Here is a 14,069-nt window from a genome sequence, read left to right as displayed (position 1 = left end):
TTTTTAAAAACTTTCAAAACTGAGTTTTACTTGACTCAACCAACTCGTGATTCGCTGCTATGCTGCGTCGTTCCCCGTGTTGGTGGAGGCGCATTATAGAGAGATCCGAATTTGGATCAACCCCTATTTCAAACTTTTTTTAGTTTTTTGGATCGTTCGGGTGAAATATGTACAAAACCGCCATAATTTGCAACTTTCGTTACATATTTGTCACTTTTAAAGCTGGATAACTTAAGAAGTGACTATTTTTACACCAACGTAAATTAAGCAAAGATCTTTATATAAAGACTTACACCCCAAACGATACCGACGATTAATAGAGAAAAAGTAACCGCAGCTGAACCCATATCTTTTGCGCGACCAGATAAAACATGTCTTTCTGTGCTTACGCGATCAGTTAACGCTTCAATTGCTGAATTTAATAATTCTACAATTAGTACTAATAGCAGCACTGAAACTAACACTGCCCAGTGAATCAAATCTTGAGCCAACCAAAATGAAGCCGGAAACATAATTAATACTAGAAACAATTCTTGGCGAAATGCTGCCTCTTCTTTTATTGCCGCTTTTATACCTAAATAAGAACAATAGCTGGCTTTAAATACACGCTGTAGTCCGCCGCCATTTGGTTTATTAATTTCGCTCATTTTATTTATCCATAAAAAAACCCCGATAATCGGGGTTTTATATCAAACTTTTATGTAATTAAGCTACACCGTATTGGTCGCGATACGCTTTAACTGATGCTAAGTGCTCTGACATATCACCTTTTTGCTCAAGGTAAGTAATAAGGTCAGCTAACTTAACAATTGAAATTACCCGTGTATTAAAGTCACGTTCTACTTCTTGGATAGCAGAAAGTTCAGCTTTACCCTTTTCTTGGCGATCAAGCGCAATTAGAACACCTGAAAGATCTGCACCATTTGCAGCGATGATTTCCATTGATTCGCGAATTGCCGTGCCAGCCGTGATAACATCATCCACCAGCATGATTTTACCTTCAAGTGCAGAGCCTACTAATGTACCACCTTCACCGTGATCTTTTTTCTCTTTACGGTTAAAGCAATAAGGTACATCACGCTCGTGATGGTCTGCTAGTGCAACCGCAGTTGTTGTTGCAATTGGAATACCTTTATAAGCAGGGCCAAATAACACATCGAAATCAATACCAGAATCTTGTAATGCTGCTGCATAAAAACGACCTAAGCGCGCAAGGTCACGACCGGTATTAAATAAACCCGCATTAAAGAAGTATGGGCTAGTACGGCCAGATTTTAGTGTAAACTCACCAAACTTAAGCACCTGCTTTTCTAGTGCAAATTCAATAAACTCTTTTTGATAATCTTTCATGTTGTACCCTATTACGCTAATGCTTGCTTTTGCATATCGATGATTTCGCGAATTGAATGCTTAGCCAACTCAAGTAAGTCGGTTAATTCGTCATATGAGAACGGTTCGCCTTCTGCTGTACCTTGCACTTCAATAAACTTACCGGTCTCAGTCATAATCACATTCATATCCGTTTCAGCTTCTGAATCTTCTAAATATTCAAGATCCGTTACCGCTTCACCGTTATAAATTCCCACCGAGATTGCAGCAATCATATGCTTTAATGGATTTGCGTTGATCATACCTTTAGTACGCATATAGGTAAGTGCATCTACTAATGCTACACATGCACCACTAATTGAAGCAGTACGAGTACCGCCATCAGCTTGAATAACATCACAATCAATTGTGATTGTATTTTCGCCAAGTGCGGCTAAATCAACCGCTGCACGTAACGAGCGTGCAATAAGGCGTTGGATTTCCATAGTGCGACCACCTTGCTTGCCTTTTGCAGCTTCACGACCACAGCGGCTATGAGTAGAACGCGGCAACATACCGTATTCGGCAGTGATCCAACCTTTACCTTGCCCTTTCATAAAACGCGGCACACCAGCTTCAACTGTTGCAGTACACAATACCTTAGTATTGCCAAACTCAACTAATACTGAGCCTTCAGCATGCATTGTATAATTACGGGTAAAAGAGACTGGGCGAATTTGGTTAGGCGTTCGTTCACTAGGACGCATTAGATATCCTCACTATTCAAGATTTGGCATATTATAAGAAGTAATTCCTTTATTCGCTACGGGAAAAGTAATAAAAGGCAGTCTCTTTATATTTTTATCAAACAAAATTTACTGTAAGCTGCTAAACAACTTCCGCTATAATGCGACCAAGCACAAATTATCATTTCTAAAAACTTAGGAAACCGCACATGATCCATAGTATGACAGCCTACGCTCGCCATGAAGTTAAAGGTGACTGGGGTAACGGCGTTTGGGAAATTCGCTCTGTTAACCAAAGATACTTAGAAACCTTCATTCGTCTTCCAGAACAATTTAGAGCACTAGAGCCTGTTATCCGTGAAAAACTGCGCAAACAATTGCAACGCGGTAAAGTTGAGGTGGCACTAAAATTTAATGCTAACCCAGCGCATGTGGGCGAAATGAAAATTAATGAAACCCTTGCTAAGCAACTTATGAATAATGCGACTTGGTTACAAGACCAAGTAAAAGGCGATATCAACCCAATGGACATTCTGCGCTGGCCTGGCGTAATGGAAGCTGAAGAAATGGATATGGATTCAGTGCAAACAGAATTACTAAGTGGTTTTGATAAAACTGTTTCTGATTTTATTGATGCGCGTGGCTCGGAAGGTGCAAACCTAGAAACTATGATTGATACCCGCTTAACCGCAATTATTGATCAAGTTGAAATTGTAAACGGACAAATGCCTGAAGTAATGAAATGGCAGCGTGAAAAACTCACTAACCGTTTAGAAGAGTTAAAAGCAGAGATTGACCAAAATCGCCTTGAGCAAGAACTGATTTATCTTGCACAAAAGCAAGACGTAGCAGAAGAGCTTGACCGCCTTCAGTCGCACGTTAAAGAAACACGCAAAATTCTTAAAAAAGGTGGCGCATGTGGTCGTCGTTTAGATTTTATGATGCAAGAGTTTAACCGTGAAGCAAATACGCTAGCATCTAAATCAATTAATACCGAAGTAACTAACGCTGCAGTTGAACTTAAAGTATTGATTGAGCAAATGCGTGAGCAAATTCAGAATATAGAATAAGCTCTTTTTGTATTTACTGTATCGAAAAAGCCAATCTAAAAATGATTGGCTTTTTTATATTCTTCATAAATCGTGCAATTTTTTCTGTAAAACCTCGCTCTAGCTATAAACAGGTCTAAACTTATTTTTAGCTCTACTCACTCATTTTAATAATGAAAGCTAAATTGATTGAGCTAAGCATGCAGGGGAAATGCGCTTGAAGAATATACTTTTTTCACTTTCAACATTAATAATGATTGCTAACGCGCATGCGCTAGACATCGCTATTAAGGTAGTTGATAAAAATAACACCCCAATCAACGACATTGTCGTTTATCTAACACCAAAGTCTGGCACATCCGATTTACCCACCAATAACCAGCCTCTTGTGATCGATCAGCAAGATAAAAAATTTGCGCCGTACATTACGATAATGCAAAAAGGACAAGGTATTGTTTTCTCAAATAAAGACGATATTACGCATCATATTTACTCGGTATCCGGTAAAAACCGCTTTGAATTTAAGTTAAAAGCAGGCTCGTCCAAACAAATTGAAAACATTAGTACGACAGAAGAAGTTGCCATGGGGTGTAACATTCACGACTGGATGAGTGGCTTTATTCTAGTGGTTGATACCCCTTACTTTGCTAAAACAAACACAAACGGACTATCGAGTATTTCACTTAAAAACAGCGGTGAATATGAAATTTCAGTTTGGCATCCTCAGCTCGATACACCGTCTCATAAAATTACTGAGACTCATTCGCTAAATAACGAAAAACAGACAATCACATTAACTTTAGCAAAACCGCTACTGCCTATTCCAAAGCAAGTTGGACAACAAGAATTCGATTTTTTAGAAGAGTACTAATTCATTATGAGACTTTTCAAAGTGCGCAGTTTACAAAGTAAAATACTAATTTTATTTCTATTTTTACTACTACTCGTGCAACTGGTAAGTTTTTATTTTACTTATCACGCAAATATAAAATTAGAGAGTACCCAGCTTAATAATCGCTTAAGTAATGCCTCTGATATTTTTCAAACACAATTCAACAACCGGCGCTATTACCTTTCGGCTTTTGCCGAAACAGCCGCTAAAGATTACGGCCTTAAATCTGTACTAGAAGAAGATACCAAAAGCTTTTTAGTAGCTCTAAATAATCATCGAAAACGCATTGATAGCGACCTTGCTATGGCAATAAACAATGAGGGTATTGTTTTTGCGCAGCTGGTTACCTTTATTGATAATCAGGGCAACAAAAAAGTACGTATTGGCAATGAACAAGGCAAACCGTTTAATTTGTCTACCACCGTATTACAACAACAAACCGCACAACTAGTATTTATCGATAATGCATTATACCAGTTAAGTTTCGCTCCCATAAAAAGCGGTGCAAGAATTGTTGGTTGGATAGGCTTTGGTTATTTAATAAATAATGCACTGGCAAATGAGTTAGCTGCTTTGACAGATGTTAATGTTGGCTTTGCGAGTTTTGATGGTAAAAATTACAGCGTAATTGCCAGCTCAGATGAACAAAACTACCCAATAAAAGCCGATGTATTTAAACGTATCATCGCAAATACAGAGCAACAATATTTATACAGCCGATTAGAGCTCGGTAACACGAATAGCGGCTATATATCAGCAGTGCTTTTTGAATCACGCGCTGATCTTCTAAAAAGCATTGATATTCAATGGAGCCAATTGTTCTTATTAGTTTTAATTACGGTTGTGTTATCCACTTTTGGGGCAATTGCGATTGCCAGAGACATTACTCGACCGATAAAAAACTTAGTTAGCCAAGTTAAGTCTCTTACCAAAGGTAATTACGATGGCATTGTTGATGTCACTGGCAGCCGAGAGTTAAAACAGCTTTCGAGCGAGTTTAATGTAATGACAAAAGCGATTATTTCTAGAGAAGAAACCATCAGCTTTCAAGCATTTCACGATCAACTTACTCATCTGCCCAATCGTAATGCATTAATTGCAGCAATTGAACGACGCCAACAATCGCAAAATGATTTTTTAATCATTCAATTATGCATTTTACGCGCAGAAGACATCGCCGATACCCTTGGCTATCAAGCGAGTGACTACGTAATAAATGAAGTTGCAAGTCAACTTGTACAAACAGAGCACGGTTTTGACAGTTACCACCTTGGTGCAGAATATTTTGTACTAATCGCAGAAGAACAAAATATTGAAAATTTAATCAGCAAGTTACAACAAGCATTAACAATGCAATGCCATTTTCAAAATATACAATTGCATCTTCAGTTTACCTTTGGTGTGGTGCGTTCTTCTCAACATCCGAACTGCTCAGTTGCAGAGTTATTACAAAAATCTAATGTAGCAATTCAACGTGCAAAAAATGATAAGCTCACTTTTCAAATATACGACCCAATTTTTGACCAAAATGCCATTGAGCGACTGTTCTTAACTAATAATCTACGAACAGCTATTGAAGAAAATCAGCTGATACTGTTTTATCAACCAAAACTATCTTTAAAAACCATGGAAATAAGCCATGTTGAGGCGCTAGTTAGATGGCAGCACCCAGAAAAAGGACTCATTCCACCAGATAGCTTTATTAGCATTGCCGAAAAAACAGGGCAAATGGATTCGCTAACGCGCTGGGTAACTCAAACCGCAATTAACCAATATTTAGAATGGTTGGATAAAGGAATTAAAATAAATATCGCGATAAATATCTCAGCTGAAAATATTTTAGATAAATCTTACCCAAATTTTGTAATAGCACTTAAAAACAAACATAAACTTGGGGATTGCGCCATTACACTTGAAGTAACTGAAGATGCCGTGGTAGACGACCCAAGCAAAGCAACTGAAGTGTTAAATTACCTAAACCAAAATGGATTTAAACTTTCCATTGACGATTATGGCACCGGCTATTCGTCACTGGCGCAATTAAAACAGTTACCAGTGCAAGAGCTGAAAATTGACCGCTCTTTTGTGCAGCACTTGCTTGATAATGAGAACGACAAAATCATTGTTAAATCAACAATTGAGCTCGCCCATAATATGGGGTTAACTTTGGTTGCCGAAGGTATTGAAGATGAACAAACATTACTTTGGCTTAAGTCGCAAGGGTGCGAGTTAGCACAAGGGTATTTTATTAGTAAACCTTTACCAGCACATGACTTTGAAGCATGGTTATTACAGTCAGACTACCAACAGCAGATTACAGCAAATGCAAAAACGGTTAACTAACGTATTAATAGTATTTTCCTTATTTGGCATACATGCTAACAGCTTTGCATTAGACGCCAACCTTAAGGGAATAGTTGATTTGAGAGCCTACCATGTTGCAAGTGATGATAGCGAAAGCTATTTAGCTGGCAACTATGGAAAATATCGCTTTAACGATGGTAGCGGTTTAGCTTTAGGTCAATTAGGTGCCCATCTCGATTTAGAATTTAATTCAACCTGGTCAGCTACAGTAGTTGCTAATGCATTTGCCAATAAAGGCAATAGTGCCATTGGCATAACCGAAGGCTATTTGAATTATAAAAGCCTGCCAACAAGCAGCGGTTGGCGAATAAAATCAAAACTCGGTGTTTTCTACCCCACGATTAGTTTTGAAAATGTAGCTACTGCTTGGTCAACACCCTATTCATTAACCTCTAGCAGTTTAAACAATTGGGTTGGCGAAGAATTACGAAATACCGGTATTAATCTGTCACTTGAGAAGTTAGGTAAATTCTCAAACTCTAAGCATGACTTTTCAGCTGATGTTTCATTGTTTAAAAATAATGACCCCGCAGGAGCAATGCTTGCATGGCATGGCTGGACTATTGGTAGCAGGCAAACCTTGTTACACGAAAAGTTAATTGTACAAGATTTCCCTGCACGCAATGCTAAACTCAAATTTCAAGCAGCCGAATCCGACCCATTTTTAGAGCTTGATGACCGCTTTGGTTTGCATATTTCAGCTAATTGGAAATACGACAATAAACTTAAATTAAATTTTGGCTTTTATGATAATTTTGCCAAAGAAGGTGTGGTAGAAAACGGCCAATACACATGGACGACAGAGTTTATTCATTCGGCTTTAAAATATCGCTTTGCAAAAGAATGGGAAGTCATTGCGCAATATATGCAAGGCAATACCTACATGACATCACCATACAAAGAAAAAGTTGTCGATAATGATTTCGACAACGCATTTGTAATGTTACGTCATTTTTGGTCAAACCATCATATTGCCGCTCGTTTCGAACATTTTAATGTAGACGATTTAGATGACCTTTGGGGTGATAATAACAACGAGCAAGGTAATGCCTTTTCATTCGCTTACCGTTATAAGCTCTCTAAGCAATCATTTTTATTAACCGAGTTTAACTATATCGACTCTCACCGCCCTTCGCGTTGGTATTTAAGCCAAGCAATTGATAAAAAAGAAACTCAATATCAAATTGGCTACCGCTATTACTTTAATATGTAGCCATTTAATCGCCGTATAAACGCATTGTGCTGTCAAAATACATGCCGAGCCCTGCGGTAAATAACCAACACCCCCACAAACTGTGCTCAACTGCTACTAATAGAGTGCTGCGCGAATGAATATAGGTAAATGAGAATACTAAACCCGCAATAAAAGCACCCACTACAGCAATCCAATTTGCAAATAATAAATGCGCTAAGGCAAAACTTGTGGCACTTAAGTATGCGCGTAAATGCTTACTTTTAAATACGCGTTTATAGCGATGAAACATAAAGGTACGAAAAATAACTTCCTGCGGCCACGCTGAAAAAATGGGGTAAAGTATTAATAACAGAAACCACCACTTGGTTTGTTGGGTTGGCAAAGTAAAAAACCACTGCGGGGTAAAATACCAACTGGCAATCACCATAAAAACCGCGGCTACCACAAATGTTATTACAACCCTATCAAGAGAGAGCTTGAGCTGTGCTGGATTCCAAAGACGAAAACGCTTAAAGCGAGGATCACTTAACAACAGTAAAACGCACCACCCTACTACCGATACCAAAAATAACAGTAGGTAAGGCGCAATCACATCGCGTACAAAATACAAAAATATCGGCAAACAAAAGAATAAAAATACAAATTCGCAAATCAAAATGCGCTTGTAATAATGCTTAGGTGCCCAACGGGTAGGATCGAGTTTCAATAGGTGTACCCCCTAAATAAAAGTTTAGAGTGGTCGCTTAATCATGCCATGAAACTTAGATTAAATTTTTACGAAGCTACCTTAAAACTTAACCCGCATTGCAATTACCGTTACAATGTAAAGCTATCAATAAAGAATGAGTTTCAATCAATGGATTTATATTACGTTGCCGCGTGCCAAGTAGACCAAAAAAACCCGCTTAATCGGGATGAAATGCATAGAAATACGCAACGCGTGCTAGAGCTAATGGAACAAGCGGTAAACGGATACAAACCATTCCATGATATTAAGTTGATTGTTTTTCCTGAATTTGCTCATGCTGTTCCTGTCTATGAGAGCGCTGAAGAAATTCTTGATAAGTTAGCTGTGCCAATTCCCAATGAACACACAGACAAAATAGCAGAAAAAGCAAAAGCACTTGGCGTTTATGTACAAACAGGTAGTTTTCTGGAAGTAGATGAGCGCTGGCCTGACCGTGTTTTTAATACTACTTGTTTAATTAGTCCTGAAGGTGAAATCCTCTCAAAGTATCGAAAAGTAAACCCTTGGATCCCATTTGAAGTTCACTCAAGTCCTCATGACATTGAAAATTACCCCGATGATCCATTACCTGTTGTTGAAACTGAAATAGGTAATTTAGCAGTAGCGACTTGCTATGATTGGATGTTTCCAGAGGTCACACGAGAGTTAACACTCAAAGGTGCCGAAGTCCTTATTCGCATTTCAGCTTATATGGATCCTTGGGGTGCAACACAACCTATGGATTGGTGGACTGTTATTAATCGCTGTCGAGCAATTGAAAATATGAGTTATGTCATTGCAGCCAATCAAGGAGCTAAAGATTACCCTCCCTTTACGTGGCCTGGTGGCTCTATGGTAGTTGACTATGATGGTCGAATTTTAGCGGAGGCATCACCTGGGCCAGGTGAACGTATTGTTGTTGCGCCAATTAATATCGCGGCTCTGAGAAGTGAAAGAAAACGAAGAGCTGGCCATAGTATGCCTACTCACCTAAGAACAGAGTTATACCAAGCACAAAAACAACCTATTTATCCTAAACACAGCCCAGCGCAAGATATTAACTATGACAGCCTAAGCAGTTCTATCGCAAAAGCACAAAGCGTGTCGCCATTTATCAAAAAATAAATACAGAATACTTATAATAAGAAGAATAAAATGAACTCATCCCCACCAAAGCGCAAAAGAATTGATGCTGTTGGTCCCAAGCTAAAAGTGTTACTCATAGCGCTTCTGGTTGCGTTTTCACTACTAATGATTAACTCTGTTTTTCTTGGCAGTGTGACTTTTTTTGAATGGCTAAATCAAACAGTCTACCAAGATTATTTCTATCAATTAATGTTTTTAGGGCACATAACTCTTGGATTAATTTGCATTATTCCTTTGCTATTATTTGGAAGTTTACATTTTAAAAATACTTTTCAACGAAAAAATAAACGCGCCATTTATGTTGGCATATTTCTTTTTGCTGCATTAATACTAATGGCCTTATCTGGATTATTATTAATTCGTTTTGATTTCTTCTCAATTAAGCACCCTGGTGTAAGAAGCGTTAGTTATTGGCTTCACGTGGTACTGCCTTTTGTTTGTATATGGCTATTTGTATTACACCGTTTAGTTGGTCCAAAGATCAAATGGCGAATCGGTGGGTTAGTATCTATTGCTGCAATTGTTATCTCTTTTATTGTAGCTGTTTGGCAAACACAAGATCCACGTCAATGGAATCGCGTCGGCCCTGAATCTGGTGAACAGTACTTTTTCCCTTCCCTATCACGCACCAGCACCGGAGATTTTATTCCAGCAAAAGCACTGATGCAGGACCAATACTGCTTGTCATGTCATAGCGATATTCATGAGCAATGGCAAAATAGCGCACATAAAATGAGCTCGTTTAACAATCCAGCTTACTTATTTTCAGTGCGCAACACCCGTGAGATGGCCATTCAACGAGATGGCGATGTTCAAGCTGCACGTTTTTGTGCAGGCTGCCACGACCCTGTTCCGTTTTTTAGCGGTGCATTTGATGACCCTGATTTTGACGATGTAAACCACCCAACGGCACAACAAGGTATTACATGCACTAGTTGCCATGCGATTACGCATGTAAATAGCAGTAAAGGAAATGCCGATTACACCATAGAAGAGCCTATACACTACCCATTTGTTTACTCTAATAATCAAATTCTGCGCTGGGTGAATGCGCAACTCATAAAAGCCAAACCAGAAATGCACAAAAAGACATTTCTTAAACCGTTACATAAAACGCCTGAGTTTTGTGCTGGTTGTCATAAAGTTCATTTACCAAAAGAGTTAAACAAATATAAATGGCTTAGAGGCCAAAATCACTTTGATAGCTACCATTTGAGCGGTGTATCAGGTCACGGTGTTACCAGTTTTTACTATCCACCGAAAGCGGATAACAACTGTAACGGGTGTCACATGCCAGCGGTTGCATCGAATGACTTTGGCGCTAAATTTTTAGATGATAGCAATCAACTAAAAGTGCATGATCATATGTTCCCATCAGCTAATACTGCACTACCTCACTTAAAAGGGTTACCCCCACTAACTAACGAAAAACACCGCCAGTTTTTACAAGATGTAATGGAGGTTGATATTTTTGGTGTACGTGAAGGTGGTGAAATTGACGGGCCTCTTTTGGCACCACTTGAAAAACAAACTTTAAAGTTAGAAGCAGGGAAAACCTATCTGTTTCAAGTTGTGGTAAGAACATTAAAAATGGGGCACTTATTTACTCAAGGCACTGCTGATTCTAATCAAGTGTGGCTAGAGTTAGTTGCTAGCAACGGTAATAAAGTGATTGGCCGCTCTGGTGGTATTGAAGGGAACGAAAAAGCAGTTGATCCTTGGTCACATTTTATTAATGCCTATGTACTTGACCGCAATGGTAATAAAATTGACCGACGCAATGCAGAAGATATATTCGTTCCCTTATATAACAACCAGATCCCGCCGGGAGCAGCAGATGTAATTAATTACAAAATAACGCTTCCTGAGTCTCTAGAAGGCGATTTCAAGCTGACTGCGAGACTAAATTACCGCAAATTCAACACGCCATACATGCGCTTATTTATGAATGACAAATTCACTACCAATGATTTACCCGTAGTAGAGCTTGCAAAAGATGCTGTTGTTATTTCTACCTCTGAAAGCAAAGCCATTGAAAAGCAAAACCAAACTAAACGACCAAATTGGATGCGTTGGAATGATTACGGTATAGGTTTACTGCGCAAACCTAAAAAGTCCCAATTTAAGCAAGCTGAACATGCATTTAAACAAGTTTCAGGTAAAGGTAAAGGACTTGCTGAACTCAACCTTGCGCGAATTTACTATCAAGAAGGTCGACTAGAGCAAGCATCTGATGCATTAGCAAGAGCAGCAAAAAATGAATATCCTGCTTGGCCTTGGACTGTAACCTGGTTTAGTGCACTGATAGACAAACAAAATGGTTATTTTGATGAAGCAATTAATAATTTCGAACGCTTATTAAATACTGATTTTAATGATGCAAAAGCGCGTGATTTTGATTTTTCAGAGGACTATCGCGTATGGGTAGAATTGGCTCAAACTTATATTGAAAGAGCTAAAACACATCGCAGCCAACAAGCTGAAACGGCAAAGCAAGCTGATTTTACCAAAGCAAAGGAAGCGCTTTATACAGCATTAAAATATGATGTTGAAAACCATCAGGCTTATTACAATTTATATGTTATTGCCAAATTAACTCAGGACCATAAAAGTGCTGAAAAGTATCGTAATTTGCATGAAAAGTATCGTCCAGATAATAATGCAAAAGATACTGCAATAAGCGCACACCGGGTAAAAAATCCAGCTGCAGATCACGCTGCTGCGCCAGTGGTTATTTATGATTTAAATAGGCCAACAATATACACCGAGCAAATCACTACTCTTAAGCCTTTAGAAGAAAAATAAATGAAACAAGACGAGCAACTCGACATTCAAGATGATGAAATAATTGCAAAAGCATTTAAAGGCTCCATCATCGCATTTGCAGTTATCGGGGTCTGTGCCCTGCTAATTTGGCTGTTTACTCGCGACTCGAGCGAAGTAAATACAGTGACAAATAACATTGCTGTTGAAACCCCAAAAACTGTCTCTATAGATACGACGCGCGTCCCGCCTAACGCAACGTTCGAAGATATAAGCGACGGTGCTGGAATTAAGTTTATCCATAATAACGGTGCAACCGGAGATAAACTTCTACCAGAAACTATGGGAGGGGGTGTTGCATTTTTTGATTACAATAATGATGGATTTCAAGACTTATTGCTTATCAATAGCAACGACTGGAACGAAAACTCAGATAGCCCTAAGTCCTCAATCACCTTATACAAAAACCAAAATGGCAAACACTTTGTCGATGTATCTAACGAGCTTGGATTAACTCAACAGTTTTACGGCATGGGGGTGGCAATTGCAGATTACGATGGTGATGGTGATGGTGACATTTTTATCACTGCTGTAGGTCATAATTTACTACTGAGAAACGACAATAGCTATTTTACCGATGTAACAAAAAGCGCAGCTGTTGAAGGTGGAAAAAATGAATGGAGCACAAGTGCGGCATTTTTTGATGCTGATAATGATGGTGATTTGGATTTATTTGTAGCTAATTACGTAAACTGGAATCGTGACATTGATTTTGAGGTAGATTATCAACTGACTGGCATAGGGCGAGCATACGGACCACCAACCAACTTTGCAGGGCAGTTTGCACGTTTTTATTTGAACCAAGGCGATGGAAGATTTATCGATTACTCTGCACAAAGTGGCATTCAGATTACCAGCCCTGAACTCAAGAAAGCTATCGGAAAATCACTAGCCATTCGCCCTATCGATATCAATAACGATCAGTTAATCGATTTAGTTGTTGCTAATGACACTGTGCAAAACTTTGTATTTGAAAATAAAGGCAATGGTCACTTTAGTGAGGTGGCCGAAATAATAGGGCTTGCTTTTGATAGAAATGGTCATGCAACGGGAGCCATGGGAATCGATGCTGCTTGGTATTTAAATGATGAAACCTTAGGTTTTGCCATCGGTAACTTTGCAAACGAGATGACATCATTTTATGTTGGCGAAACTGAATCATCTTATTTTAGCGACCAAGCGATTATTGATGGTATTGGCCCTGCTAGCCGTAAAGCATTGACCTTTGGGGTGCTGTTTTTTGATTTTGATCTGGATGGATATACCGATTTATTTCAAGCTAATGGACATGTAGAAAGTGAAATTAATCGTGTTCAGTCAAGCCAGCAATATAAACAAGCAAGTCAGTTATTTTGGAACTGCGGTCCAAGTTGTAACAAGCCCTTTATTAACTTGGAATTAGCTGCTGACAACCCCTTAGCAAGTCCAATGGTAGGCCGTGGTGCTAGTTTTGCAGACATTGATAATGATGGGGATCTCGATCTTGCAATTACACAAATTGCAGGCCCTGCTCGACTGTTAATAAACCAACAAAATAGCAATCATCAATGGTTACAAATCAAGCTATCTCAAGCAGGGCTTAACCGTGATGCGATTGGAGCCAAAGTAACACTATCACTTTCCTCTGGTGAGGTACTTACCAGAGATATCATGCCGAGTCGCAGTTATTTATCACAAGTGCCAGCAATTGCCTATTTTGGTTTAGGGCCTTCGCCAAAAATAGACGCTATTACCATTACTTGGCCTGACGGTGTAAAACAAACTATTGATAATAACTTAGCACTCAATAAGTTACACGTGATAAGCCGCTAACGAAGTA

Annotated in this window: 11 protein-coding genes; 7 read left to right on the top strand and 4 right to left on the bottom strand. The window is 38.9% G+C overall.

Translation table 11 applies throughout. The features are described from left to right. Window positions 1-263: 263 nt before the first annotated feature. From AAEU29_RS18905 to rph, 3 genes are read right to left on the bottom strand one after another with little or no spacing between them, the layout of a single operon-like run. Window positions 264-647 (bottom strand): diacylglycerol kinase, encoded by a 384-nt coding sequence (locus tag AAEU29_RS18905; RefSeq protein WP_038637438.1) that lies wholly within the window; start codon window positions 645-647, stop codon window positions 264-266. A 58-nt stretch (window positions 648-705) separates the two neighbouring features. Beyond that, complete coding sequence (gene pyrE / locus AAEU29_RS18900) at window positions 706-1,350, bottom strand: orotate phosphoribosyltransferase (RefSeq protein ID WP_421974769.1); 645 nt, start codon at window positions 1,348-1,350, stop codon at window positions 706-708. Window positions 1,351-1,361: 11 nt separating this feature from the next. Continuing rightward, window positions 1,362-2,075 carry a ribonuclease PH gene (gene rph / locus AAEU29_RS18895; protein WP_010561976.1) on the bottom strand — a complete coding sequence of 238 codons (714 nt, stop codon included), beginning with the start codon at window positions 2,073-2,075 and terminating at the stop codon, window positions 1,362-1,364. Window positions 2,076-2,263: 188 nt separating this feature from the next. On the opposite strand from rph, the gene AAEU29_RS18890 reads away from it, so the two are divergent. The 4 genes from AAEU29_RS18890 to AAEU29_RS18875 all read left to right on the top strand — a co-directional run bounded on the left by AAEU29_RS18890 (window position 2,264) and on the right by AAEU29_RS18875 (window position 7,572). Continuing rightward, the gene (locus AAEU29_RS18890) at window positions 2,264-3,124 is read left to right on the top strand and encodes a YicC/YloC family endoribonuclease (protein WP_421974768.1); all 861 of its coding nucleotides are present in this window, start codon (window positions 2,264-2,266) and stop codon (window positions 3,122-3,124) included. A gap of 196 nt (window positions 3,125-3,320) precedes the next feature. Beyond that, window positions 3,321-3,974 (top strand): cupredoxin domain-containing protein, encoded by a 654-nt coding sequence (locus tag AAEU29_RS18885; protein WP_421974767.1) that lies wholly within the window; start codon window positions 3,321-3,323, stop codon window positions 3,972-3,974. Between the two features lie 6 nt (window positions 3,975-3,980). Continuing rightward, window positions 3,981-6,338, top strand: a complete 2,358-nt coding sequence (locus tag AAEU29_RS18880; RefSeq protein WP_421974766.1) for a bifunctional diguanylate cyclase/phosphodiesterase — start codon at window positions 3,981-3,983, stop codon at window positions 6,336-6,338. Beyond that, a complete protein-coding gene (locus AAEU29_RS18875) occupies window positions 6,319-7,572 on the top strand; it encodes a hypothetical protein (RefSeq protein WP_421974765.1) in 1,254 nt (417 codons plus the stop codon). The genes AAEU29_RS18880 and AAEU29_RS18875 overlap by 20 nt, the downstream gene beginning before the upstream one ends. A gap of 4 nt (window positions 7,573-7,576) precedes the next feature. Here AAEU29_RS18875 and AAEU29_RS18870 read toward each other — a convergent pair whose 3' ends face one another. Then, window positions 7,577-8,260 (bottom strand): CPBP family intramembrane glutamic endopeptidase, encoded by a 684-nt coding sequence (locus tag AAEU29_RS18870; RefSeq protein ID WP_421974764.1) that lies wholly within the window; start codon window positions 8,258-8,260, stop codon window positions 7,577-7,579. A gap of 150 nt (window positions 8,261-8,410) precedes the next feature. On the opposite strand from AAEU29_RS18870, the gene AAEU29_RS18865 reads away from it, so the two are divergent. The 3 genes from AAEU29_RS18865 to AAEU29_RS18855 are packed head-to-tail and all read left to right on the top strand — an operon-like array spanning window position 8,411 to window position 14,062. Further along, window positions 8,411-9,406, top strand: a complete 996-nt coding sequence (locus AAEU29_RS18865; RefSeq protein WP_421974763.1) for a nitrilase-related carbon-nitrogen hydrolase — start codon at window positions 8,411-8,413, stop codon at window positions 9,404-9,406. A gap of 30 nt (window positions 9,407-9,436) precedes the next feature. After that, the gene (locus AAEU29_RS18860) at window positions 9,437-12,232 is read left to right on the top strand and encodes a multiheme c-type cytochrome (protein WP_421974762.1); all 2,796 of its coding nucleotides are present in this window, start codon (window positions 9,437-9,439) and stop codon (window positions 12,230-12,232) included. After that, window positions 12,233-14,062 (top strand): CRTAC1 family protein, encoded by a 1,830-nt coding sequence (locus tag AAEU29_RS18855; protein WP_421974761.1) that lies wholly within the window; start codon window positions 12,233-12,235, stop codon window positions 14,060-14,062. Window positions 14,063-14,069: the final 7 nt, after the last annotated feature.

Source organism: Pseudoalteromonas aquimarina (assembly GCF_049257255.1).
In the GTDB taxonomy this organism is placed as follows: Bacteria; Pseudomonadota; Gammaproteobacteria; order Enterobacterales; family Alteromonadaceae; genus Pseudoalteromonas.
The sequence above is the reverse complement of the archived record's forward strand: the minus strand, read 5'-3'. Positions and strand labels throughout refer to the sequence as shown.

What these genes read in the sequence shown, in the direction of transcription:
- AAEU29_RS18905 (WP_038637438.1), bottom strand. Translation starts at nt 647, where the DNA reads ATGAGCGAAATTAATAAACCAAATGGCGGCGGACTACAGCGTGTATTT.
- pyrE (WP_421974769.1), bottom strand. Translation starts at nt 1,350, where the DNA reads ATGAAAGATTATCAAAAAGAGTTTATTGAATTTGCACTAGAAAAGCAG.
- rph (WP_010561976.1), bottom strand. Translation starts at nt 2,075, where the DNA reads ATGCGTCCTAGTGAACGAACGCCTAACCAAATTCGCCCAGTCTCTTTT.
- AAEU29_RS18890 (WP_421974768.1), top strand. Translation starts at nt 2,264, where the DNA reads ATGATCCATAGTATGACAGCCTACGCTCGCCATGAAGTTAAAGGTGAC.
- AAEU29_RS18880 (WP_421974766.1), top strand. Translation starts at nt 3,981, where the DNA reads ATGAGACTTTTCAAAGTGCGCAGTTTACAAAGTAAAATACTAATTTTA.
- AAEU29_RS18875 (WP_421974765.1), top strand. Translation starts at nt 6,319, where the DNA reads ATGCAAAAACGGTTAACTAACGTATTAATAGTATTTTCCTTATTTGGC.
- AAEU29_RS18865 (WP_421974763.1), top strand. Translation starts at nt 8,411, where the DNA reads ATGGATTTATATTACGTTGCCGCGTGCCAAGTAGACCAAAAAAACCCG.
- AAEU29_RS18860 (WP_421974762.1), top strand. Translation starts at nt 9,437, where the DNA reads ATGAACTCATCCCCACCAAAGCGCAAAAGAATTGATGCTGTTGGTCCC.
- AAEU29_RS18855 (WP_421974761.1), top strand. Translation starts at nt 12,233, where the DNA reads ATGAAACAAGACGAGCAACTCGACATTCAAGATGATGAAATAATTGCA.